The organism is Pseudomonas sp. WC1 (assembly GCF_050586565.1).
Classification (GTDB): domain Bacteria; phylum Pseudomonadota; class Gammaproteobacteria; order Pseudomonadales; family Pseudomonadaceae; genus Aquipseudomonas.
On the sequence record NZ_JBOBDQ010000072.1, the window covers coordinates 1 to 24,909 of the forward strand.

The 24,909-nt window shown below is 62.3% G+C and carries 19 protein-coding genes and 1 rRNA gene; 9 read left to right on the forward strand and 11 right to left on the reverse strand.

All coding sequences use genetic code 11. The annotated features are described in order from the left end of the window. The first annotated feature begins 705 nt into the window (after positions 1-705). The 6 genes from ACQ4OD_RS23805 (at position 706) to ACQ4OD_RS23830 (ending at position 7,396) form a co-directional block, all read left to right on the forward strand. Positions 706-3,585 (forward strand): ribonucleoside-diphosphate reductase subunit alpha, encoded by a 2,880-nt coding sequence (locus ACQ4OD_RS23805; protein ID WP_111532578.1) that lies wholly within the window; start codon positions 706-708, stop codon positions 3,583-3,585. Between the two features lie 201 nt (positions 3,586-3,786). Continuing rightward, positions 3,787-5,037, forward strand: a complete 1,251-nt coding sequence (locus ACQ4OD_RS23810; protein WP_430945040.1) for a ribonucleotide-diphosphate reductase subunit beta — start codon at positions 3,787-3,789, stop codon at positions 5,035-5,037. 577 nt (positions 5,038-5,614) lie between these two features. Then, entirely contained in the window at positions 5,615-5,800 is a 186-nt protein-coding gene (locus tag ACQ4OD_RS23815) for a LiaF transmembrane domain-containing protein (RefSeq protein ID WP_430945041.1), read from the forward strand. A 204-nt stretch (positions 5,801-6,004) separates the two neighbouring features. Further along, on the forward strand, positions 6,005-6,349 hold the full coding sequence (locus ACQ4OD_RS23820; RefSeq protein ID WP_430945042.1) for a hypothetical protein: 345 nt from the start codon (positions 6,005-6,007) through the stop codon (positions 6,347-6,349). A gap of 62 nt (positions 6,350-6,411) precedes the next feature. Beyond that, positions 6,412-6,675: a hypothetical protein gene (locus ACQ4OD_RS23825; RefSeq protein ID WP_110701203.1), complete on the forward strand. Its 264-nt coding sequence runs from the start codon at positions 6,412-6,414 to the stop codon at positions 6,673-6,675. Further along, positions 6,662-7,396 carry a zeta toxin family protein gene (locus ACQ4OD_RS23830; protein WP_198755687.1) on the forward strand — a complete coding sequence of 245 codons (735 nt, stop codon included), beginning with the start codon at positions 6,662-6,664 and terminating at the stop codon, positions 7,394-7,396. The genes ACQ4OD_RS23825 and ACQ4OD_RS23830 overlap by 14 nt, the downstream gene beginning before the upstream one ends. Before the next feature lie 249 nt (positions 7,397-7,645). Here ACQ4OD_RS23830 and ACQ4OD_RS23835 read toward each other — a convergent pair whose 3' ends face one another. After that, complete coding sequence (locus ACQ4OD_RS23835) at positions 7,646-8,116, reverse strand: GNAT family N-acetyltransferase (protein WP_430945043.1); 471 nt, start codon at positions 8,114-8,116, stop codon at positions 7,646-7,648. 224 nt (positions 8,117-8,340) lie between these two features. On the opposite strand from ACQ4OD_RS23835, the gene ACQ4OD_RS23840 reads away from it, so the two are divergent. From ACQ4OD_RS23840 to ACQ4OD_RS23850, 3 genes are all read left to right on the forward strand, one after another. Then, positions 8,341-9,822, forward strand: a complete 1,482-nt coding sequence (locus tag ACQ4OD_RS23840) for a PLP-dependent aminotransferase family protein (protein ID WP_430945044.1) — start codon at positions 8,341-8,343, stop codon at positions 9,820-9,822. Positions 9,823-10,098: 276 nt separating this feature from the next. Beyond that, positions 10,099-11,523, forward strand: a complete 1,425-nt coding sequence (locus tag ACQ4OD_RS23845; RefSeq protein WP_430945045.1) for a transporter — start codon at positions 10,099-10,101, stop codon at positions 11,521-11,523. A gap of 23 nt (positions 11,524-11,546) precedes the next feature. Next, positions 11,547-12,965: a PLP-dependent aminotransferase family protein gene (locus ACQ4OD_RS23850; RefSeq protein WP_430945046.1), complete on the forward strand. Its 1,419-nt coding sequence runs from the start codon at positions 11,547-11,549 to the stop codon at positions 12,963-12,965. Positions 12,966-13,015: 50 nt separating this feature from the next. On the opposite strand, the gene ACQ4OD_RS23855 is transcribed toward ACQ4OD_RS23850, so the two are convergent. The 10 genes from ACQ4OD_RS23855 to rrf all read right to left on the reverse strand — a co-directional run bounded on the left by ACQ4OD_RS23855 (position 13,016) and on the right by rrf (position 24,857). Beyond that, on the reverse strand, positions 13,016-13,915 hold the full coding sequence (locus tag ACQ4OD_RS23855; protein WP_430945047.1) for a LysR family transcriptional regulator: 900 nt from the start codon (positions 13,913-13,915) through the stop codon (positions 13,016-13,018). Between the two features lie 46 nt (positions 13,916-13,961). Beyond that, on the reverse strand, positions 13,962-15,977 hold the full coding sequence (locus ACQ4OD_RS23860) for a pyridoxamine 5'-phosphate oxidase family protein (protein WP_430945048.1): 2,016 nt from the start codon (positions 15,975-15,977) through the stop codon (positions 13,962-13,964). An 18-nt stretch (positions 15,978-15,995) separates the two neighbouring features. After that, entirely contained in the window at positions 15,996-16,625 is a 630-nt protein-coding gene (locus ACQ4OD_RS23865) for a glutathione S-transferase family protein (protein ID WP_430945049.1), read from the reverse strand. 177 nt (positions 16,626-16,802) lie between these two features. Next, positions 16,803-17,357 carry a UPF0149 family protein gene (locus tag ACQ4OD_RS23870; protein ID WP_139673639.1) on the reverse strand — a complete coding sequence of 185 codons (555 nt, stop codon included), beginning with the start codon at positions 17,355-17,357 and terminating at the stop codon, positions 16,803-16,805. A gap of 82 nt (positions 17,358-17,439) precedes the next feature. Further along, the gene (locus tag ACQ4OD_RS23875) at positions 17,440-18,417 is read right to left on the reverse strand and encodes an asparaginase (protein WP_102685193.1); all 978 of its coding nucleotides are present in this window, start codon (positions 18,415-18,417) and stop codon (positions 17,440-17,442) included. Beyond that, on the reverse strand, positions 18,414-19,481 hold the full coding sequence (locus ACQ4OD_RS23880; RefSeq protein WP_232968190.1) for a hypothetical protein: 1,068 nt from the start codon (positions 19,479-19,481) through the stop codon (positions 18,414-18,416). Before ACQ4OD_RS23880 ends, ACQ4OD_RS23875 begins: the two co-directional genes overlap by 4 nt. A gap of 93 nt (positions 19,482-19,574) precedes the next feature. Continuing rightward, a complete protein-coding gene (locus ACQ4OD_RS23885) occupies positions 19,575-20,471 on the reverse strand; it encodes a nitrilase family protein (protein ID WP_102685195.1) in 897 nt (298 codons plus the stop codon). Positions 20,472-20,606: 135 nt separating this feature from the next. Beyond that, positions 20,607-22,553 carry a flavin monoamine oxidase family protein gene (locus ACQ4OD_RS23890; RefSeq protein WP_430945050.1) on the reverse strand — a complete coding sequence of 649 codons (1,947 nt, stop codon included), beginning with the start codon at positions 22,551-22,553 and terminating at the stop codon, positions 20,607-20,609. Positions 22,554-22,773: 220 nt separating this feature from the next. Beyond that, positions 22,774-24,417: an acetolactate synthase large subunit gene (locus tag ACQ4OD_RS23895; RefSeq protein WP_102685196.1), complete on the reverse strand. Its 1,644-nt coding sequence runs from the start codon at positions 24,415-24,417 to the stop codon at positions 22,774-22,776. Between the two features lie 324 nt (positions 24,418-24,741). Next, positions 24,742-24,857: ribosomal RNA gene (gene rrf, locus ACQ4OD_RS23900) — 5S ribosomal RNA — on the reverse strand. Between the last annotated feature and the right edge of the window lie 52 nt (positions 24,858-24,909).

Consider the following 24,909-nt stretch of genomic DNA (forward strand, 5'->3'; position numbering starts at 1 on the left):
AAATGCCTGATCCTACGGGTATTCCCTTTCACCAAAGCGCAACATCAGCCCCGGATACTACGTCCCGCCCCCACCCCTGCCAACCACCGCAAACAGCCCTCGACTGAACCGTTTTTTGTGATAGGGTGCGCGCCCTAAAAAATCTTCGCGGCGGCTTAGCACAGGCAAAAAATAGTGCAAACCTCTTGGGGCAAGGCCTACAGCGAATACCCACGGATGACTCACAAAGTACCCACAAGTTATCCACAGGCGCCGACCTTGCAAAGCCCCCTGGACCGCATTATCTTGTATCCCTATCGCAACGAACCACTAGATATTGGGTTTTGCGCAAAATCACAAACACAAGTCAACAGGCAAATTCAAGCGAATTTTCTGGCTGAACTTAAGGTGATTTCAACAGCCAAACCGCTCCTGCGGAGGGCGACCGAGGCAAGCCGCAGACGGCCTTGTTCGGGTATGAGTGTTGCAGGCAAGGCCCGCACTCATCAGCAACAGATTTTGGGTACGCCCAGAACCTTTGACTTCGGCCAGGGAGCGGCAGGTTACTGCCCCTAATTCCTGAGTCTGTCCCGAAGTCGGTAAGCCCGAGCGGGCGGATGCGTGTGCTTCACGCGCATCCCCGCCCGGGCCATCGAGCAAGTGGACGGAACGGTGGCGCCCGACAACGGCGCCTGAACAAACTAGAAACTGTGGAGACACCCACCCATGCAAACCGACACAACTCGCGAGAACCCGCAGGCCAAGGCGCCTCAGGCCGCCGATTCGAACCAGGATCTGGCCGCCACCGCCCCTGGCCAACTGCGCGTGATCAAGCGTAACGGCACTGTCGTCCCCTACACCGACGACAAGATCACCGTTGCCATCACCAAGGCGTTCCTCGCAGTTGAAGGCGGCACCGCCGCCGCCTCGTCGCGCATCCACGACACCGTCGCGCGCCTGACCGAGCAGGTCACCGCCACGTTCAAGCGTCGCATGCCATCGGGTGGCACCATCCACATCGAAGAGATCCAGGACCAGGTCGAACTGGCCCTGATGCGCGCCGGCGAGCAGAAAGTCGCCCGCGACTACGTGATCTACCGCGACCAGCGTGCAAAAGAGCGCGCCACCCGCAGCAACGCCGACGCCGTGGTCGAGCCGCACCCAAGCATCCGCATCACCCTGGCCGACGGCAGCTTGGCGCCGCTGGACATGGCGCGCCTGAACACCATCATCAGCGAAGCCTGCGAAGGCCTGGCCGAAGTCGATGGCGAGCTGATCCAGCGCGAAACCCTGAAGAACCTGTACGACGGCGTCGCCCTGAAAGACGTCAACACCGCCCTGGTGATGACCGCCCGTACCCTGGTCGAGCGTGAGCCGAACTACTCGTTCGTCACCGCCCGCCTGCTGATGGACACCCTGCGCGCCGAAGGCCTGGGCTTCCTGAACGTCGCCGACAGCGCCACCCACCACGAGATGGCCGACCTGTACGCCAAGGCCCTGCCGGCCTACGTCGAGAAAGGCGTCGAGTTCGAACTGCTCGACCCAGCCCTGAAAGGCTACGACCTGGAGCGCATGGGCAAGGCGATCAACCACGAGCGCGACCAGCAGTTCACCTACCTGGGCCTGCAGACCCTGTACGACCGCTACTTCATCCACAAGGATGGCGTGCGCTTCGAGCTGCCGCAGGTGTTCTTCATGCGCGTGGCCATGGGCCTGGCGCTGGAAGAGAAAGACAAAGAAGCCCGTGCGATCGAGTTCTACAACCTGTTGTCGTCCTTCGACTACATGGCCTCGACCCCGACCCTGTTCAACGCCGGCACCCTGCGCCCGCAGCTGTCGAGCTGCTACCTGACCACCGTGCCGGACGACCTGTCGGGCATCTACCACGCGATCCACGACAACGCCATGCTGTCGAAATTCGCCGGTGGCCTGGGCAACGACTGGACTCCGGTGCGTGCACTGGGCTCGTACATCAAGGGCACCAACGGCAAGTCGCAAGGCGTCGTGCCGTTCCTGAAAGTGGTCAACGACACCGCCGTCGCCGTGAACCAGGGTGGCAAGCGCAAGGGCGCCGTGTGTGCCTACCTGGAAACTTGGCACCTCGACATCGAAGAATTCATCGAGCTGCGCAAGAACACCGGTGATGACCGCCGTCGTACCCACGACATGAACACCGCCAACTGGATCCCTGACCTGTTCATGAAGCGCGTCTTCGATGACGGCAAGTGGACCCTGTTCTCGCCATCGGAAGTGCCTGATCTGCACGACCTGACCGGCAAGGCCTTCGAAGAGCGCTACGAGTACTACGAAGCCCTGACCGAGTACAACAAGATCAAGGTGTTCAAGACCATCCAGGCCAAAGACCTGTGGCGCAAGATGCTGTCGATGCTGTTCGAGACCGGCCACCCGTGGCTGACCTTCAAGGACCCGTGCAACCTGCGTTCGCCGCAGCAGCACGTGGGCGTGGTCCACAGCTCGAACCTGTGCACCGAGATCACCCTGAACACCAACAAGGATGAGATCGCGGTCTGCAACCTGGGCTCGATCAACCTGCCGAACCACATCAATGATGGCAAGCTGGATACCGCCAAGCTGCAACGCACCGTGAACACCGCCGTGCGCATGCTCGACAACGTGATCGACATCAACTACTACTCGGTGCCGCAAGCGCGTAACTCGAACTTCAAGCACCGCCCTGTCGGCCTGGGCATCATGGGCTTCCAGGACGCGCTGTACCTGCAGCACATCCCGTACGGCTCCGATGCTGCCGTCGAGTTCGCCGACAAGTCGATGGAAGCGGTCAGCTACTACGCGATCCAGGCTTCCTGCGACCTGGCCGACGAGCGCGGCGCCTACGAGACCTTCCAGGGTTCGCTGTGGTCCAAGGGCATCCTGCCGCTGGACAGCCAGCAGATCCTGATCGAGGCCCGTGGCCAGAAGTACATCGACGTCGACCTGACCGAGAGCCTGGACTGGGCACCGGTGCGCGAGCGTGTACAAAAAGGTATTCGTAACTCGAACATCATGGCCATCGCGCCGACCGCGACCATCGCCAACATCACCGGCGTGTCGCAGTCCATCGAGCCGACCTACCAGAACCTGTACGTGAAATCGAACCTGTCGGGCGAGTTCACCGTGATCAACCCGTACCTGGTCCGCGACCTGAAGGCCCGCGGCCTGTGGGACTCGGTGATGATCAACGACCTGAAGTACTACGACGGTTCCGTGCAGCAGATCGAGCGTATCCCGCAAGAGCTGAAAGACCTGTACGCCACCGCGTTCGAAGTCGAGACCAAGTGGATCGTCGATGCCGCCTCCCGTCGCCAGAAGTGGATCGACCAGGCCCAGTCGCTGAACCTGTACATCGCCGGCGCTTCGGGCAAGAAGCTCGACGTGACCTACCGCATGGCCTGGTACCGTGGTCTGAAGACCACCTACTACCTCCGTGCCCTGGCCGCGACCAGCACCGAGAAGTCGACCATCAACACCGGCAAGCTCAACGCCGTGTCGAGCGGCGGCGACAGCGCCCCGGTCCAGGCCGCAGGCCCAGCCCCGGTACCGAAGGCCTGCGCCATCGACGAGCCGGATTGCGAAGCCTGCCAATAAGGGCTGCGCAGAACCCTGTGGGAGCTGGCTTGCCAGCGATGAGGCCGGCACTGCCAGCACCTCCCCACAGCCAGACATAACAAGCCGGGGCCCAACGCCCCGGTCAGCCCTCCCCCGGGCATTCCAGATTTGCGTGCACCGCACCGCAACCAAGATCCACCGGCCATACTCATTGATGGCCCTCAAGCAGGAGATCTCACCATGCTGAGCTGGGACGAATTCGACAAAGAAGACGGCGAAGTCGCCGCCAAGGGCAACACCGCCGCACAGGCCGCTACCACCACCACCCTCGACAAGCTCGACAGCGCCGGCGGTGCCGCCGCCCTGGAAGCCCGTGCTGCCACCGCCGCCGACTCCGACGCCGTCAAGCGCGCCAAGGCTGCGCTGGACGCCCTGGACATCGCCGAAGGCCTGGCCGAGCTGGAAGGTTCCTCGGCCCGCGTCGCCGTTGACGAAAAGCGCATGATCAACTGCCGCGCCGACCTCAACCAGCTGGTCCCGTTCAAGTACGACTGGGCCTGGCAGAAGTACCTCGACGGCTGCGCCAACCACTGGATGCCGCAAGAGGTCAACATGACCGCCGACATCGCCCTGTGGAAGAGCATGGACGGCCTGACCGAAGACGAGCGCCGCATCGTGATGCGCAACCTCGGCTTCTTCTCCACCGCCGACTCGCTGGTTGCCAACAACCTGGCCCTGGCCGTGTACCGCCTGATCACCAACCCCGAGTGCCGCCAGTACATCCTGCGCCAGGCCTTCGAAGAGGCGATCCACACCCACGCCTACCAGTACTGCATCGAGTCGCTGGGCATGGATGAAGGCGAGATCTTCAACATGTACCACGAGATCCCGTCGGTCGCTAAAAAGGCAGCCTGGGGCCTGAAGTACACCCGCGCCATCTCGGACCCGGAGTTCAACACCGGCACCGTCGAGACCGATAAAGAGCTGCTGCGCAACCTGATCGCCTACTACTGCGTACTGGAAGGCATCTTCTTCTACTGCGGTTTCACCCAGATCCTGTCGATGGGCCGCCGCAACAAGATGACCGGCGTCGCCGAGCAGTTCCAGTACATCCTGCGTGACGAGTCTATGCACCTGAACTTCGGCATCGACGTGATCAACCAGATCAAGATCGAAAACCCGCACCTGTGGGATGCCGCAATGAAGGAAGAGGCTACCCAGATGATTCTGCAGGGTACCCAGCTGGAGATCGAATACGCCCGTGACACCATGCCACGCGGGGTGCTGGGCATGAACGCGGCGATGATGGAGGATTACCTCAAGTTTATTGCCAACCGTCGACTGACCCAGATTGGTCTGAAGGAAGAGTATCCCGGGACTACTAACCCGTTCCCTTGGATGAGCGAGATCATGGACTTGAAGAAGGAGAAGAACTTCTTTGAGACTCGCGTGATTGAGTATCAGACTGGTGGGGCGTTGAGCTGGGATTAAGGCTAACGGTAGAGTGAGTTGAAATAGGCTCACTCTGCCGCAATAAGTTGGATCCAAGTATTGACCTTTATATAATGGCCACTTAACATATTACTCTGAAATAAAAAAGCTCAACCCTTACGGGTTGAGCCTTTGCAATCTTCTGTAAGGGCTAAGTTTCTCAGGCCTACCCTTCAGAAGCCCCCGAGTCACTGATCGGAACAAGGAGGCGTAAGATTCTACACGTAGGTTTAGCAGCCAGCAAGCCTCTGATGTAATTTCATACGCCCCTCTGATCGGGCTCATATCTAAGCTGGAGAAAATTCCATGGCTAACGGTAAGAAGCCCGGTGAAAACACCGGAAAAAATGGCGGCATCTTTCAAGAGCAAGGTCCTCGGGGAGGACTGAAAGATAACTACGCAACAGTACCCGATAAAACATCGTTGCCTCCTACGTCCAAGTCGGGGAATACGTGGGTACAGGTCGAGCGCACTCCTGATAGCAATCGCTAACTGTTTCGTAGACCCCACTACTCGGCACTCACCTGCTAGCTCTTGGCGATAGCAGGTGAGTAGCCCTAAATAATCCGGAGCTTATATGTCTGAAAAATCTCAAAGCGCTTACCCTAACCTCATCTGGGGTGTTTTAATTGTTATCGTTGGATTTGCATTACTAGCAGAACAGTTCGGATTAATCAGCAAAGACGTGAGATGGTTTATCCCCCTAGTCATCGTGGCCTACGGTGCAAACCTAATATATCAGAACAAAAAAGATTACCAGTAGATGTTAATCGGGGTATTAAAGCATGCTCATGCTTGACGATTTCGAAATAACAAAATCTGCAAAATTTCTCAAACTCTCAGAAGCAAAAAACCTACAAAATCGGACATAGAAAAACTCTTCCGAAAATGCATCAGAAAACAAAGAAGGCAATTACCTTCTTAAACAATTCGAGAAGAAATATCTTCAACTGATGGACGCTCAGCTTTGCTGAGCGTCATTTGCTACAAAACAATAGATAAGCCATCTTTCTTAACCACCAAAAAGTTACTGGAAACCAAGTACGCTTACCTTATCTTGGTCGAGTTCGGCAACTACATGTCCAGTCCACACAGCGGTAATGGCAGAAGAAGGGCTTGCCCTCGCCACAAAGGGCATCGATGTGCCGGACTGGAACAGGCCAGTCACGTGGTCGAGGGCAAGACCATTGATGAGTTTAGAGCGGATCATGAGTCTTGCGACATCGAAGGCATGCGCAACCACAACGATCCGATGCAGAGCGATGCGCTCATAGTTTTTGCCAAGAAGACACCTCGCGCCCCTGTTTGGTAACGCTTGGCAGCGCTACAATGGCACGCATCGCGTATTCGCACCTGACTGGCCCAGGAGAACCCATGGCAACCGTTCAGAAAAAGCAGCTCAGCGACGCAGCCCTCGAAAATTTGGAAAGCCAGATTCCAGAAATGGCAGCTGCTGCGACGCGCCTTGCCTACTTCCGCGCTGTCGCAGCAGGGCACACCGTGGTCACCGTCGAACAGGATCGAATCGTAGCAACCCACGCTGACGGGCAGGTTGAGGTGTTGGTCGAATCCAGGCCACGTCGCAAGGTCCAGAAAGGCCAGGTCCTTACTGTTCGCAAGATCGATGGGCGCGCCTAAACTGCGGGTTTTTGCCGGGCCCAACGGCTCCGGCAAAAGCACCATCAAGGATCAGATCCCGGCAGGCCTGATAAATACCTACATCAATGCAGATGACTTGGAAAAAGCTGCGCGTGCAACCGGCTGCATCAATCTGGCCGAATTCGATATCAGCCCGCCCCTCCAGAAGCTGACTACCTTCCTGGCTAATCACCCCTTGCTGATCAAGGCGCAGCTACAGCACACCGTAGCGACAGTAGAGCTTAGTGGGCAGTGCATAGACCTTCGCGCTATCACCATGAACTCCTACTACGCCTCGGTCATTGCGGACTTCATCCGGCATGAACTACTCGAGCGTAGAGCCAGTTTCACCTTCGAGACCGTCATGTCGTCGGCCGAAAAGGTGAGGTTCATGAATGAGGCCCGACAACTGGGTTATCGAACCTACCTGTACTTCGTCGCAACCAACTCACCCCAGATCAATATCCTGAGGGTGGCTAACAGGGTCGAAGACGGCGGACACGACGTACCTAAGGACAAAATCGTCCAGCGCTACGCTCGTACCTTGGCACTGCTGCCAGAAGCCATTGCGGCCACCAACCGAGCCTACATTTTCGATAACACCGGTGACGAATCGATTTTTTTGGCTGAGATAACCGATGGCACGGCACTCGAATTCCATCAGGATGAAATGCCGGATTGGTTCCTGGATGCATATGTGAGCAAAGTACTGGAAGCATGAAGCCAGCGTAGTAATTGCCCCTTCAACCCATCCCGACTGTCGTGCGAGATTGGTTTAAGAATTCCTCTGCAAGGGAGGGGTTCTTCTTCCTGAATAGTCTGACAGTACCTTAAGACGCAGGGCAGATTTCGAAGGAAGATTTCTGATGACTGGGGCGTGGGAGCGGCGCTGCAGGGGCTTACACCCCGCAGCCGGTGCCATCTTCGCGGGGCAAGCCTGCTCTCACGCCCTAATCAGCTCAGATTGGACTTAGTGAGCAACCTCCAACGGCATCCGGTACTCGATCACCCCCGGCTTCTCGGCAATCCAGTCATACAACCGCTGCGCAGTCTTGTTGGTCTCCTGGGTATGCCAGTACAACCGGTCGCACCGCTGCTGCCGGGCCTGGTCCTGGACGAACTCGATCAGCCGCTTGCCGATCATCCTCCCCCGCGCACTCGGCGACACGAACAGGTCTTCCAGATAGCAGAAATCATTGCGCCCCCAGGTCGAGCGGTGGAACACGTAGTGAACGAAGCCGAAGATTTGCTCGCCGTCGGTAGCCACGGCGCAGTGCATGGGCTCGGCCGGGTCGAAGAAGCGCGCCCAGGTGCGCTCGGTGATGGCAGGGCCCAGGTCGACTTGATAGAAAGCCTGGTATTGCGCCCAGTAGTCGGACCATGGCTGCAGGTCGGCTTGCTTCACTTGGCGTACGAAAACGGGCAGTTGGGTGGTGGTCATTGTTCAAACCCCTTTTGGACAACACAGCTGAATGAGTGAGGGGGCCGGCCTGCCCGTAGCGCTTGCCTTCCTTGGTGATTGCTTGCGGACCTGGGTTTTATAGCGGATAAATGGCTGGTTTTTACCTGCCAATTATTCGGTAGTTGCCAGACCATTTTCAGGGGCGCGATCCGTCCCAGGATAGGCAGGCATCTGTCGAATCCACCCGCCAAGGACCCAGGCCAATGTTCAAACACGCCCAGCTGGAATCTGTAAAAGCCTGGCTAACGGATCCCGCCCATAGCGCACTGGCGCGGCACGTGCGCATCCAGCGGGCCATCCGCCAATTGATCCTTGAGGGTGCCCTGCCGGTCGGCAAGCCGCTGCCGGCATCGCGGTCGCTGGCCAGTTCGCTGGGGGTTTCAAGGGATACCGTGGAGTCGGCCTACAGCCAGTTGCACGCCGAGGGCTTTATCGAGCGGCGCGTGGGCAGCGGCAGCTTCGTGTCGCAACGGGCCCGCTGCCTGCCGTCGCGCAAGCGCCAGCGACCGGCACACAGCGAGGCCCCGGTGCAGTTGAGCCGCCGAGGTGAAGCGCTATTGCACAGCGGTGGCGTTCACAACTTCCAATCACCCCGCCCCTTCGCCCCGGGCGTGGCGGAAACCCGGCATTTCCCCCTGGCCGTCTGGGAGAAGCTGGAGCGGCAGGTGTACAAGGAATACGGCACCCGTGCCCTGGAACACAGCGAGCCACAGGGCATGCTCGCCTTGCGCAGCGCAATCGCCGACTACCTCAACCTCGAACGCGGCGCGCAGGCATCCGCTGACCGTATCCTGATCCTCACCAGCTCGCAGCAGGCCCTGGGCCTGTGCGCCCAGGTGCTCATGGACGCAGGCGACCGGGTACTGGTCGAGGACCCGCTGTACCAGGGCACCCGCAAGGCCATCAGCGCCGCCGGGCTGCAAGGCGTGCCGGTGCCGGTGGACGCGCACGGCTTGCAGGTGGATGGCATGGCCCAGCTAGCGCCGGATGCCCGGGCGCTGTTCCTCACGCCTTCGCACCAATACCCGACCGGCGCCACCCTGTCGCTGGACCGGCGCCTGCTGGCCATCGACTGGGCGCGCCTGCAGCAGGCGTGGATCATCGAGGACGACTACGACAGCGAATTCCACTACGCCGGCCGCCCCACCGCCTGCGTGCAGGGCCTGGATTCGCACGCGCGCACGCTGTACATCGGCACCTTCACCAAGTCGCTGGGCGCCGGGCTGCGCATCGGCTACCTGCTGCTGCCGCCCCAGCTCGTCGCGCCAATGACCGCCGCGCGAACGTTGCAGGATGGCCACAACGCGTCCGTCGCCCAGCTGACCCTGGCCCGGTTCATGGAAGACGGCCACTTCAACGCCCATGTGCGGGCCATGCGCAGCCTCTATGCCGAGCGACGCGACGTGCTGGCAGACCTGGTGCAGCGGCACCTGGGGGCGTTCCTGCGCCCGCAAGTGCCGGTGGGTGGGCTGCAGATGCCCTGCCATTTCGTTCAGGACTTGGCGGAAGACGCTGTGGTCAGGGCGGCACGCGGGGCGGGGATCGATCTGCTGGGGCTGGGCAGCTTGTATGCGCAGCCGAGGAACGATGCCGGCTTGCTGATGGGGTTTGCGGCACTGACGCCCCCTGAGATGAGGGAGGCGGTGGTGAAACTGGAGAAGGTGCTGGCAGGTTTGGCCAGATAACCACGCTGCGTGTAAGCAGTACGGTCAAAACCCATGCGGAATGTAACCAGAATGCCCGATCCACCCAATGCCTCGGATTGCAGGCATTAACGGCCAATATCGCAGTCAGTGCCCAGAAATCCAGGCATTGGCGTGAAAGGAGGTGCAAACAGGTGGCTCCAACGCCACAAGCCCGGGTCTGTATTGAAAAACCCCCACCCCCTGTATCTATTGCCGTCTCTCCCTTCCCTCCACCATCCCTTCCACACTCCCCGGATGGCTAAAGGAACCCGCATCATGGCTGCCCTGCTGCTGCAAATGTCCCCCATAGGCCTGGTGATCACCCTGATCCTGCTGCTGCGCCGCCCCCCCGTGCAGGCCGCGCTGGCCGGCGTGGCCGGTGTCTTGCTGCTGTGGGGCCTGGGCGTCGCGCAGCCGCTGTCGACGGCGGTGTCCGGCGCGATCCTGCAAGACACGCTGATCCTGTTTCTCAGCACCGCCGGCGTGATCGTCCCGGGCCTGGCCTTTGCCATTCTGGTCGAGCGCGCCGGCGCCCCGCAGGCTATCGGGGCCTGGGTACGGGAGCTGGGCTGGACGCCACCGATGCAGGTGATCTTCATCGTCCTGGGCCTGGCGCCGCTGCTGGAAGCGATGACCGGGTTCGGGGTGTCGCTGATCGCTACCGTGCCATTGCTGATGGGGCTATTTTCGCGCCAGACGGGCATGAAGATGGCGTTGGCGGGGATGGCGGTGATGCCGTGGGGCACCCTTGGGCTGGCCACGGTGATCGGCGCGCTGCTGGCCCATGTACCGGCGCAGGAACTGGGCAGCCATTCGGCGCTGGTCAGCGCACCGGTGTTTCTCTACCTGGCCGCCGTGGCACTGGCCTTGGCGGGGATCCGCAGCCTCAAGGCATGGCTAGGGCTGGCGGCGATCTCGCTGCTGTTCAGCACAGTGCTGTATACGGCCAACCGCTGGATCGGGCCCGAGGCGTCGGGGGTGCTGGCCGGGCTGGCGGTGGCCTGCACGGGCCTGGCGCTGTCCTGGGCGCGGCGAGGAACCTTGGTGCACTGGCCACGGGCAGCGTGGCCGTACCTGGCGTTGCTGGGGGTGATCGTCGCCTCGCGTGGGCTGTTCCTGGTCTCGGGCTGGGACGGCGGGTGGGTGGTACACGGCGCCAATGTAGCGTGGAAGCCACTGGCCTCGCCGGGGCTGGCGCTGCTGCTGGTGGTGCTGGCGATGGCCGCACGCCAGGGCGGCGGCTTCCCGTGGCGGGCACTGTTCACCCGCGCACGGTTTCCGGTGGCGACGATCTTCCTGTTCCTGCTGCTCTCCCAGGTGATGGTCAAGGCGGGCTTCCTGGTCGAGGCGCAACGGGCCTTGCAGTCGCTGTCCGGCGTATCGCTGGCCGCGACGGTGTCGTTGCTGGCAGGGCTGGCCGGCTATGTCACCAGTTCCAATGTCGGCGGTACCACCTTGGTGATGCCCGCCATCGCGGCATTGTCCGACAGCCATGGTGCGTGGCTGGCCGCCATGGCCAACAGTGCCGCCGGGCACGGCGCGCTGGGCTCGTTGTCGATCCTGGCGCTGATCATCGGGCTAGCCGGTGCCAACCGCGACGAGGAGCACGGGCTGATCCGCTTCGGTTTTGCCCTGGTCGTGCTGAACATTGTCACCGTGGCTGCAACCGGCGTGGTTTTGCTCTACCTTTCGGGGGCCTGAACCTGACGCCACAAAGAGCCCCCATGGACCGCATTCCCAAGCCCGACAAGCGCTGGCACACCGTCAACGCCTGGCTGCTGCGCCAGATCGACAGCGGTGAATGGCCCAGCGGCATGCAATTGCCCTCGGTGCGCGAGCTGGCGCGGCTGTTCGACAGCAGCATCGCCACCGTGCAACGGGCCCTGGCGGAGCTGGAGGCCAATGCCTATGTGCAGGCCAGGCCACGGGTAGGCTATTTCGTCGCCAAAGGCACGGCCCAGGTGCAGGGGTTCGACCTGGCCAGCGTCACCGTCAACGTCGACCACGCGGTGGTCGCCATGCTCGCCCAGGCGGCCAGCAACACCACGCTTTCGCTGAGCTCGGCAGTGCTGCATGACGAACTTGCCCCCCAGGTGCTGCTGAGCAGATGCCTGGCATCACTGGCGAGCAAGGCTGATCTGGCGCTGGCCGGGCTGATCGCGCCACCCGGCCTGGCCTCGCTGCGCAGGCGTATCGCCGGGCTGATGCTGCAACGCGGCGTGGCCTGCGGGCCGGACGATATCCTGGTGACCTCAGGCGACACCGTGGCGCTGGAACTGGCCCTCGAAGCCGTCGCCCGGCCGGGCGCCACGGTGGCCATCGAGACACCCACCTACTACGGCATCCTGCAGACCATCGAACGCCTGGGGATGCGCGCCCTGCCCATTCGCACCCACGCCGACAGCGGCATGGACCTCGAACACCTGGAGTGGGCCCTGAAGCGCGGGAAGGTCGATGTGGTGTTCCTCAACCCGACGCTGCAGAACCCCCGGGGCTTCATCATGCCCGACACGGCGCGAGCACGGCTCTCACAGCTGGCGCAGGCGGCGGATGTGCCGATCATCGAGGACGACATCTTCTTCGACCTGGTGGACGAGGCGCAGCGCCCCAGGGCGATCAAGCACTACGACGTGACCGGGCAGACGATCTATTGCTCGTCGTTCTCCAAGACCGTGGCGCCGGGGTACCGGGTGGGCTGGTGCGTGGCCGGACGGTACCGGGATGCGATCCTGGCCCAGATGTTTTCGCGCAACCTGGCGGTATCGAGCCTGGCGCAGCGGGTGCTGGATGAATTCATCGGGCGGGGGTACATGGACGAGCACTGCGCGAAACTGCGTGGGCGGCTGGCGGCGCAGGCCGGAGTGGTGGAGACGCTGGTGCGCTCGGTATTTCCGGCGGGGACGCGCTATGTGGCGCCTCGGGGCGGCTTCATCCACTGGGTCGAATTACCGCGAGGGACAGACATGCTGGCGCTGCAACGGCTTGCCGCGGAGCGTGGCTGCAATGTGGGCGCCAGCGGGATGTTCTTTGCCGATGGGGAATGTGGCACTGGGTTGCGGGTGTGCCTGGGGCGGGTGATTACGCCGCAGGTGATGGGCGGGTTGAGGGTGCTGGCGGAGTGCGCTGGCCTTTCAAGGCCTTGATTGAGCTTGAGGTACTTGGGGCCGCTGCGCAGCAGCCCCAGGTTCCGGAATCACGCCAGATGCGCCTGGCTACGCAAGTGCTCAGCCAACATATCGATAAAGGTCCGCACCTTGGTCGAACCATATTTGCTCTCGCGATGCAGGATATGGATCGGCCACGGCGCCTCCTCGTATTCGGCCAGAATCACCTGCAAGCGCCCGGCCGCCACTTCGTCCGCCACCTGGTACGACAGCAGCCGGGCGATCCCCAGCCCGGCACTGGCCGCGGCGATGGCGGCGTCGTTGCTGGTCACGGTCAGGCGCGGCTTCATGCGAATCAGCGTCGGGTCGTCGATGGCGCCGAAGCGCCAGTCCGTGCGGGGTGACAGCGTCCCGGCGGCAATGACCTCGTGCTTCTGCAACTCCGAGGGATGGCGCGGCGTGCCATGGCGTTCCAGGTATTCGGGCGAGGCGCACAGCAGCCGGCGCATCCTGCCCACCCGCAGCGCCTTGAGGCCCGAGTCGGGCAACTGGCCGATGCGCACGGCCACGTCCATGCCCTCCTCCACCAGGTTCACCACACGGTCGAGGAAGAACGCCGAGACGTCCACCTCGGGGTACTGCTGCAGGTAGCGCACGATGCAGGGCATGACGAACTTCTTGCCGAACAGGATCGGCGCGGTCACCGCCAGGTCGCCCTTGGGCGCGGCGTTGATGCCGGCGGCGGCTTCGTTGGCTTCGATAATGCTGGCGAGGATGTGCCGGGTGTCTTCCAGATAGCGCCCGCCGGCCTCGGTCAGGCGCACGCTGCGGGTGGTGCGCAGCAGCAGCTTGACCCCGAGCTGTTCCTCCAGGGCGCTGACGGCGCGGGTCACCGCCGCCGGCGAGATGGCCAGGCGGCGAGCGGCGGCGGCGAAACTTTCCAGCTCGCCCACGGCCACGAACACTTTCATCAGGTGGATCTGGTCCATGCCGCGCCCCACGCGTTGTCGTGGGGCGATTATCCCTGTGCGCACGCTAGAGCTCCAGCACCACAGCTTGCGCACCGTCCTCGGCCTGGGCCGGAATAGCGCAGCAGATCAGCACGCTACCGGCTTCGGGCAGTTCGGCGGGCGGATTCGGGTAGTGGACCTGGCCGCTGACCAGCTTGGTCTTGCAGGTGCCGCAGGAGCCACCGCGGCAACTGAAGTCCGGCGACAGGCCGCGGCTCTCCGCCAGTTCCAGCAAAGTACCGCCACCAGGCGCCCAGCGCGCTTCCTTGGCTGAGCTGGCAAAGTACACCGGTACCGGTTCGCTGGCGGGCGGCGGTTGTTGCAGGGTGGACTGGTTCTCGTCGGTATGGCGGCGCAGGGTCGAAGGGCCGAAGGCTTCGGCATGGATGCGGGTATCCGGTACATGCACCGTGCGCAGGCCTTCGTAAAGGTCCTGGGTGAAACTGGCCGGGCCACAGAGATAGAAGTCGTAGTCGTCCAGCGGCAGCGTGGCCTTGATCTGCTCGATGCCCAGGCGGCTGGCGAACACATAGTCGCGCCCCTGCACGGCTTGGGGTTCGGGCAGGCTCAGGGCGCGGTGAATGCTCAGCAGGCCACCGGCGTGTTGCTGGAGTTCGGCAAGCTCGTGCTGGAACGGCAGGTCGGCCAACGTACGGCCACCGTGGAACAGGTAGATGCGCCGCCCCAGCCCCAAGGCCAGTTGCTCGCGGAGCATGGCGATCAACGGGGTGATACCGACACCAGCACCGACCAGCACGAGGGGCCGGTCGCTGGTGTGATCCAGGGTGAAATTGCCCATGGGCAGGCGCACCTGTAAAGGGTCGCCCACCTTCAGTTGCTGGTGCAGATAGCGTGACGCCGGCCCCTGCGCCTTGACGCTGATGCGCAGGTGGCCATCGGACGGCGCGCTGGACAGGCTGTAGGTGCGGATCAGCGGTGCCTCTCCATCAACCTGCAGGCGCACGGGGATATGCTGGCCGGGCGCGAAGGGCACCGCCTTACCCTCCTCGGGTTGCAGGTAGAACGAACGGATATCGCGGCTTTCCTGCTCGATACGCAGCACGCGCCAGGTCAGCCATTGGCGCTGGCGCTCACGTTGTTTCAGGCGCTGCTCGGCTTCGTCCCAGGTGCCGGTCATCAGGCTGGTAGGGGCGTATTCCTGGAAGGCCCAGCGCAATGACACGGCGGCCGGGCGGACCACCACCTGCTCGATGTCCAGGTTCCAGAGCCGCTCGGCCCCCTCGAAAGCGCTGATCAGCGGGCTGTCGAGAATGACCTCGGTATGCCCGGAAACCTGCAGCACATTCCCCGTGGTGAAGTCGACGAACAACAGGCCAGCGACCGGGTTCACCAGCAGATTGCCGAGGGTGTTGAAATGCAGGTTGCCGGCGTAGTCGGGTATGGTCAGGCGATTGCCTTCGACCCTGACGAAACCGGGCCGGCCACCGCGGTGGGACACGTCCACGGCACGTTGGCCATTTTCCTGCTCAACGTAACTGGCGATGAAGAAGGTATCGGCGTGTTCGATCATGGCGCGGGACTCGGTATCGAGTGCCACTGAGTCCCGGCGCCCCTGCGGCGGCTCGTCGACGCGGGTGTACTCGCGCAGCTGGATGTACTGCGGGCAGTTGCCGAACGATTGCTCGACCACCACCTCCAGCTGGCCGGTGCCAGCCCGGCGGATCAGGCCATTGAGGCGATTGCGCCGCCGCGTGTGCAGCTCGATCCCCAGCAAGCCAATGGCACCGCCATCCACCAGGCCCGGCATGGCCGGGTCATCAGCGGCAGGCGCGGTGCCGATCAGCAGTTGCCGGGGATCGGGCGAGCTGACGAAGCCTTCCGCACCTTCGAGCAGCGTCGCCCAAGGGGTGCCAGCAGCATCCACGGCACCGGCCACCAGGAACGGCAATTGCTGGTAGAACGCGCGATGCTGGTCGGGCATGAAGTCGCGGATGACCTTGTGGCCGAACACCTCCATGCGCTCTGCAACACCGACTTGCTCCTGCAGCCGTTTTTCACCTGCATGCCAGGGCGATCGCATGGCGGCATTCCTCTGGGTTCAGAGCGTGGTCTGCAAACCGATGACAGTGCGTGGCATCGGCACGAAGCCCGGCAGCGCCTCGATCCGGGCCAGCCAGGCGCGCACATTGGCGTACGGCTCCAGCGACACATTGCCCTCGGGGGCGTGGGCGATGTACGAGTAGTTGGCAATATCAGCGATGGTCGCTTGGTCACCTACCAGGAACGGGCCCTTGGCCAATTCGGCGTCGATCACCTTGAGCAAGGTATGGGCGCGGCCAATCACTTCGTCGGTGTTGAACGAGGCGCCGAATACGGTCACCAGACGTGCCGCGGCCGGGCCGAAGGCCAAAGGGCCTGCCGCCACCGACAACCAGCGCTGCACACGGGCGGCGCCGACCGGATCTTCGGGCAACCAACGCTCGCCGCCATAGGCCTTGGCCAGATAGACGAGGATGGCGTTGGAGTCGGCGATGACGATACCGTTGTCATCGATCACCGGCACCTGGCCGAAGGGGTTGATGGCCAGGAACCCGGGTTGCTTGTGCTCACCCTTGGCCAGGTCGACGAAGACCTGTTCGGTGGGCAGTTCGAGCAGTGACAGCATCAGCTCGATACGGTGGGCGTGGCCGGACTTGGGGAAGTTGTAGAGCTTGATCGGGCTTGGCATGTGCGGGGCTCCAGGTCAGCGCCGGGAGTGGCGCTGCTGGAGGACATGCTGCACGGGATCGGCTGGCAGCAGAATCCGTGCTGGAAGCAATCCAGTATTTCGGCAAGTGGAATAATTACAATCGCGGGGCAAGTCGGGTCGCCGCATCGGCGCTCCCACGCGCCCGCGGTTGCGATCTCAATGCCGGTGCTGTTTCTGGTACTGGTACAACCCCCGCGCCGCCTCGACCACCAGCGGTACACAGGCCTGGCGCTCATCGAAGCTCATCGAGTCGAGCAGCTCGAAGTTGTCCTCCAGACCATGCAGCGAAATGGCCTTGAGCAGACGATCCTGCTCCGGCGGCAGCTCGCTCCACTCAGCCACTTGCGTGCCGCGCATGTAGCCGAAGCACCACTCCTCGAGAATGATCGTCGGGCCCTCTTCGCTCTCGCCCTCTTCGAACATCGGCTCGAAGTCCTCGAGGTCCGTGGCCAACTCTTCGGCCACCTGGCTGGCATAACGCAGCATCAGCGCGGTATACGCTTCTTCATGGGCAGGCTTCTTGAACTTGGGCACCTTGCCACCGGCGACAGAGGGCAGCCATTGCTCAGGGTTGACCGTGTTGGGGGAGCTGGCCAGCGCAGTGAAGAAACCGTTGAGCTCGGCGAGGTTGAGTACCGAATAATCGTTGCCGTAGGTGATCAGCAGGTCTTCGAGGCGGTCGAGTTCTTTTTCGCTGAGCGCGGGGAGCATGGGGCGGGTGTCCTGGGTAAATGTGCGTGCACCCTAGCATAGGCAACGCCTGCCCGCTCCCTTCATGGGAACGGGCATTGGGCTATTGCTGCAGCCACTGCGCCAGCTCGGCCTGCCGCCCGCTACCGGCCAGCAGCCACAACAAGAGCCGACATTTGCGCGGGCAAAGCCAGCCGGCCATGTGCAGGCCGCGGGCCTGCAGGTCGATCTCGCCACCGACGAACCCGTAGGTTCCCCGGGCTGTCGGGCCATTGCCGGTGCGGGTGGCGATAATCACTGGCATGGTGTCTGCGACGTCCTCCAAAGCCTCGGCCCAGGCTTCGCAGACATGGCCTGCGCCAAAGCCGGCAACCACCAGCCCTGAATAGCCCATGCCACCAAGGGCTCGCAGCAGCCGCGTATCGGCATCGAGGCAGGCCTCCAGCAGCACGACCTGGTGACCGACCTGCGCCGGCAGGGGCAACACCCAGCGTGGCGCGGCAGCCTGACGATAGATGGGACAGCCCTCCACCACTTCCCCTAACGCCCCTGCGCCGGGCGATTCGAAGGCCGCCATTGCCAGGCTGGCAGTCTTGCGTACCCGGGCGGCCGAGTGAATCTGGTCGTTGATCACCACCAGCACGCCACGCCCCCGGCTGCCATCGGCTATCGCAACCTGCACTGCCGCCAGCAGGTTCGCCGGACCATCTGCGCCCGGCTGGCAGGCCGAGCGCATGGCGCCGGTCATGATCAGCGGAATGTCATGGGGCCAAAGCAGATCGAGGAAATATGCGGTCTCCTCCAGCGTATCGGTGCCCTGGGTAAGCACCACGGCCTGGGCCCCGGCTTGCACTTGTGCGTTTGCCCAGGCCAGCGCATCCAGCATGTCGGTGAATGCTAGGGAGGCGCTCGGCACCAGGCACAACGTGGCGGTGCTGATCTGCGCCAGTTGCTGCAACTGAGGCAGGGCACTCAACAGCGCGGCACAGTCGAGCCGGGGTGTCACACCCTGCCCCGGCGCCCCGGATTGCATGCTGACCGTACCGCCCAGGCTGCCGATGGAAACACGTGGTGCTGTCATGGGTTACCTCCCGCAAGCAGACCAACCAGGGGCACGATACCCAGGGTGCTGATGGCCATGGACAGGACATTGCCGATATAACCGTGCATGTAGCTTGGCAGGCGCTGGCTGATTGCCACGGCAAGCGGTGGCGCGATCAGCGCGCCGAGCACTGCGCTGGCGATGATCACCTGCCAGCTGCCACCCAGTGTCAGCACGGCGGCGGGCACGATCGACACGATGGGAATATAGGTCGGATACCAGCCCCGCTCCTTCCATTGCCGTCGCCAGAACAGCACACCGACCAGCGATGCCAACCCCTGCCCGGCCACCATCTGCAGCACCAGTTGCGATCCGTAGGCCGGTGCCGCCGGGGCCAATACATAAGCCAGCAATACGCCCAGCAGCAAGCCGAGGCTGGCCAGTTCATTGCCAAAGAACGGCGCTTCGCTGAAATCGGCCAGTACCCGACGCAGGGTCCAGGCCACGCCATAGTCCGGCTGGCTGGCTGTCGCTACGAGCGCAGGGCGCTGTCCATCGCGAACCAGCACCGGGAAGCGTTTGCACAGCAGGAACGCCAGCACACTGGCCAGGGCCATGCCACTGACATTGCCGATCACCACCGGCAACTGCAGCGGGTAGCACAGGTAGTTGACCAGCAGCAGGCTGGCCGGCGTCACCAGCACGGCACCGAGCAGCGCGCCATTGATCGCGACGCGCCAACCGCCGCCAAACAGCAGGACCATGGCCGCCGGCAGCGAGACGAAGGCGACGAAGGTCGGCTGCCAGGTACCACCGTCCAGCGTCCAGCCCCACAACGCATGGCTGAGCAGTAGGCCGAGCAGCGAGCTGATAATCAGCCAGGGCCACAGCCCAGTGCCGTAGCAGATGGCGAAGCCCTGCCAGCGATGCCCACGCTGCTGGGCCCAATGCGCAAGGCTCGCCCCCAGCAGCAGCCCCAGTGCCGGCAACTCGTGCTTGTAGAAGGCGACCTCACTGATATCGCCGACCATCCAGCGCAGCCTGCTCAGCGGCTGGTCGAGGGTTGCGACGAGTTGCGCATAATCGGGCCATCCACCCAACATCAGGCTGGCAACGCAAAGCAGCGCGAGGCCCAGGAGTATCAGCGACGACGACCGTTGTCGCGGTAAAGAAAGGTGCTGTTCCATGGCGCCTCCTCAACGTGGCATCGGCGCATGCAGCCGATAACCCAAGGTGGCGTCGTAGAGGTCGGTGCGGCGGTCACGCGGCAGGTCATTGAGGCTGTTCCAGATAGGCGCCGAGCGGGCGGCGCTGAGGTCGACGTCGGCATACAGGATGCACTCCTCCTCGGCACCGGCCACCTCGCCGATGGGCCAGCCGTTGGTGCCAGCAATCAGCGAACAACCGAGGAAGCGCCCGCCCCGTTCCCGACCGATGCGATTGGCGGCGGCGATATAGACATTGTTGACGTGGGCTGCGGTTATCGTCAGATACGAGGCCATGCAGCGTCCGGCCTCGTCGAACAGCGGCGGCGGTGTCCAGACCCAGTTGTTCAGGCTGCAGATGATGTCGGCGCCCTGCGCTGCCATGAGCCGTGGCACCTCCGGGAACCAGATGTCCCAGCAGATCAGCAGGCCGATGCGGCCGATGGGCGTTTCAAAAACCGGGAAGCCCAGGTCGCCGGGGGTAAACCAGAGCTTTTCCTGGTTCCACAAGTGCGCCTTGCGGTAATGCCCGAGCAGCCCCAGCGGGCCGAACAGCACGGCGCTGTCGAAGAGCTTGAGGCCGTCACGCTCGGCGAAGCCTGCAGCCAGATACACCTGCTGCTCACGGGCGAACTCCGCCCAGGCCTGCAGGCATCGTCCATCCTCCAGCGACTCGGCGTGGGCATAGGCCTCGGCGCGGGAGTTGAAGGTGTAGCCGGTGTTGGCCAGCTCCGGCAGCACGATCAGGTTCGCCCCTTCACGCACGGCGCGGCGGGCCAGGGCCAAACCACGGCTCAGGTTGCCATCACAATGGTCCAGGCCGACCTGCGGGTCGTACTGGATGACGGCAATGCGTACGGGGCTGACGGGGGTGGTGTGTTCCTGCATGGCGGCTTCCTTTTCTGGTTGTTATGGAAGGCCGCCAGTAGAACGGGCATGGCAGGTGGAGCGACAGTCAGCAGGATCCTCTGGAACTGCGGGAGAGTGCGAAAATACGGGGAGGAGCACTCCTACAAAGTTGTTTCAAAGCACCTGTAGAGGCACCTGATAATGCGGATAGTGCTCGAGGTTGAAGCCATCCTTGAAACGTGCGTCGGTGTTGTTGCAGAGGTTGATCACGGTGTCGATGGCGGTGCGCAGACACGGCTCGGTCCAGCCTGCATCGACAGAGAAAGACTCTCCGGCGAGGTAGAGCCCTGAATGGGCACTCAGTTCGCGGTTGTACTTCATCAGGCTTACCGCGTCGTAATAGGCACCCGGCCGGTACAATTTCGCACAGCCAAGTGCATTCCCGTCTGTCATCCATCTTTGTATGCGAGTATTTCCAAGATCAATGTGCGGCGAGATGGGCTCGCCGATGTTGGCGCAACGCAACAGAATCCGATCGAGTTCCGCTACGCATTTTTCCACCAACTCGGCGTCTGAATACGCCGCCAGCTTGGTGGCATCGTCCTCCCAGGTGTAGCTGAGCAGGATGCAATCGCGGCTGTGCTGATCGTTGTAACGGTAGGCATAGACATCGTGCACGAAGCTGTCGGTGACCAGGATCTGCGGCAGATGGGGATGCTGGTCGAGAAAGCTTTTACGCAGCGGCGCATAAACCTTGCAGCTGGTCTCCCAATGGGCGTGCTTCCAGGCCTCGATAATGTCCGGTGGCAGCATGTTCCGGGAGAACCCCTCCAGGCGCATCCCTGTTTCGATCAACCAGGACGGCGTGGTAAGCACCACGCTGTCGAACACCTCACTCATCGGCTGAGCCTTGGCTTCATCACTGTGCCGCCAACGGTAATCGACGCGGATGCGGCCATCGGCCAATTTGTCCAGGCCATGAACAGAGCTGTCCGTCAGCAGGCCATCCTTACGCGTCACGCATTGGCTGTACAAGGATTCGCCCAAGCCAGCAATATCCATGAACAGCAGGGCCTCATCCAACGCGGCGATCCCCAGATAGGCAGGTGCCTGGAAATGCAGGCCTTTGCTGTCGGGCACGGTCTCGATACCCTGATACGGCGCGGCAAGCACTCGCCCCCTTTCATCTACACGCCCATGCACAAGCTGCAGATGGCTGCTGAAACCGAAAATGGCAGTACGCAACGGATAGAGGCAACACACGTCGTAGAAGGCGCCCCAACTGCCATCACCGATACCGATTGCATAGAAGATCGCCGATTCGTCACGGTCCATGCCAACGCCGCCGAAATCACCTGGGTTGCTAGGGTCCCAAACCTCCTGGCTCGACAGCAATACCAGTTCACGGAACGACAGCCTGTGATATCGCTCGACGATTGCCGACCACATCGCCAGCCAGCCTTCTGTGCCGTAAATGGCGGCCACCTGTTCGGCGAAACGCTCGGCAAAGCGCCGCCACTTGCCATGAATCCTCTGTAGTACCGCGGTAGGTGGTGGAGTGTGACCTTCGGGATTCTTCCAGATCAGCAGCTTCGGATCGCCCTCCCCTTCAAGCTGGCCTTCACGCAGGTAGATACCCGTTGCATTGACCCACTGCGTGCCAGGGTTAGGGAAAGCGGAAAGACGCAGGTCAAACAGGTTGGCGTAGTAAGCCATCAATGAACGGCCTGCCTTGGGCGGCTCGCCGGTTCGGTTGAAGAACGGCATGCGCATGGCGCCCATCTCGAAGGGAGCGGTGCATCCCGGCGGCTTGCCAGCTGGGGTCGACACGGTGAGATGACGTCCCCCGATACGCCGAGCCTGCTCGACCAGGGTGATATGGGTAAAACCACAGCGCAGCAGTTCACGTGCGACGGTAAGGCCGGTGACACCAGCACCGACAATGCAGATGCGATGTGCAGGACGGGAAGCCTGGGCAATACCGTCCTGTTGTTCGACGAGGCGTCGGTAGTCGAAACACAGGTCAGGCGGGTTCGGGAAGCGTGCGGCCCATGGCAGCACTGGAGAGTGCGGCTCGACGGCCAGGTCGGCGGGATGGTTGTACGTTGAACCAATGGTCATGGTCTCGGGTTCTCAAGGTCGATGGGGGCCTGAGCATGCCGAGAGCAGGGAGATGGTGAGTGGTAGATGGATATCGCGGTGCTGAGTGCGTCGTTGCCAGAACAGACGCAATCGCGGGGCAAGCCCGCTCCCACGCTACCCGTTCCCACAAGCCCTGTATTAGCTCTGTGGTTGCGGATGGCGTGGGAGCGGGCTTGCCCCGCGATGAGGGTGCTACGGTTTAGACCGCCAGCGCGCGCTCACGCAGCTCGCTGTTGAGGATGCGGTCGTTCTCGCTGTAGTCGACCGGGCAGTCGATCACGTGCACGCCAGGGGTCTTGATGCAGTGCTCGAGCAGCGGCAGGAAGGCTTCGGCGCTTTCCACGCGGTGGCCATTGGCACCGTAGGCTTCGGCGTATTTGACGAAGTCCGGGTTGCCGTAGTCCAGGCCGAAATCGGTGAAGCCCATGTTGGCCTGCTTCCAGCGGATCATGCCGTAGCCGTCGTCACGCAGGATCACCACGGTGATGTGCATCCCTAGGCGAACTGCCGTTTCCAGCTCCTGGCTGTTCATCATGAAGCCGCCGTCGCCGCAGACCGAGATGACCGGGCGATCCGGGTACACCAGGTGCGAGGCCATGGCCGATGGCAGGCCGGCGCCCATGGTCGCCAGGGCGTTGTCCAGTAGCACGGTGTTGGGCTTGTGGGCCTTGTAGTTGCGAGCGAACCAGATCTTGTAGATACCGTTGTCCAGGGCGACGATGCCTTCGGACGGCAGGGCGCGACGGATGTCGGCAACCATGCGCTGCGGATAGACCGGGAAGCGGTCGTCGTCGGCGCCTTCGGCGATCTGTGCTTCGTTCGCTTCGCGGATGGCCATCAGGCGGGTAAAGTCCCAGTGGCTGGTATCGGTCAGCGCTTCGCTGATCTGCCATACGGCGTTGGCAATGTCGCCGATCACTTCTACTTGCGGGAAGTACACGGCATCGACTTCAGCCGAGCGGAAGCTCACGTGGATCACTTCGGTGCCGCCACGAACCATGAAGAACGGTGGCTTCTCGATCACGTCGTGGCCGATGTTGACAATCAGGTCGGCAGCTTCGACGGCGCGGTGAACGAAGTCACCGGAGGACAGCGCAGCGTTACCCAGGAAGCGCGGGTGACGCTCGTCGACCACACCTTTACCCATCTGGGTGGTGATGAACGGGATGCCGGTCTTGTCGATCAGTTGCTTGAGGACCTTGGCGGTCATCTTGCGGTTGGCGCCGGCACCGATCACCAGGATCGGGTTGCGGGCGTTCTGCAGTTTCTGCACGGCGGCTTCGATGGCCACGTGCTCGGCCAGCGGGCGACGGTGCAGGCTGCGCGGAATCGGCAGGGCGTCGGTCTGCTCGGCGGCGATGTCTTCCGGCAATTCCAGGTGCACGGCGCCCGGCTTCTCTTCTTCCGCCAGGCGGAAGGCTTCACGCATGCGCGCAGGAATGTTGTCAGCCGAGGCGAACTGGTGAGTGTACTTGGTGATGGGGTCCATCATGCCGCACACGTCGATGATCTGGAAACGGCCCTGCTTGGACTTCTTGATCGGTTTCTGGCCGGTGATCATCATCATCGGCATGCCGCCCAGGTAGGCATAGGCGCTGGCGGTCACCAGGTTGGTCGCGCCAGGGCCGAGGGTCGACAGGCTGACGCCGGTCTTGCCGGTCAGGCGGCCGTAGGTGGCGGCCATGAAGCCCGCGGATTGCTCGTGGCGGGTCAGTACCAGCTTGATCTTCGACTTGCGCAGGGACTCGAGCAGGTCGAGGTTTTCCTCACCGGGAATGCCGAACACATACTCGACACCTTCGTTTTCCAGGCATTGCACAACGACATCGGCGGCCTTGGCCATCTTGCTTCTAACCTCAAGTAATAGGACGGTGAAAGTCCAGAAATGCGCAGCACGGTACGCTGGCATCGCTCGGTCCGGGTGCCAGGATTGCCCCGAACCTAAGCCTTGACGCAGGGTAGGTACGGGGAAGTCACTTAATGTGACGGCAATATTGTCGCACCTGTGACGCGCCGATGTGAGGTAGCCGACGAGCAAAGGATTTTTGCGTGATTGTCAGCAAACGGATCCCGTGTAGGAACAGAATACCGTGGGAGCGGGCTTGTCGGAACGCGCAAAAGACAAAACCCCTACCTGCTCGCGCAGATAGGGGTTTTGCGAAATGAATCTTGACGATGACCTACTCTCACATGGGGAAACCCCACACTACCATCGGCGATGCATCGTTTCACTGCTGAGTTCGGGATGGGATCAGGTGGTTCCAATGCTCTATGGTCGTCAAGAAATTCGGTTGCCAGTACGTCTTTGCAGACATGCCAGCCAATTCGGATATGT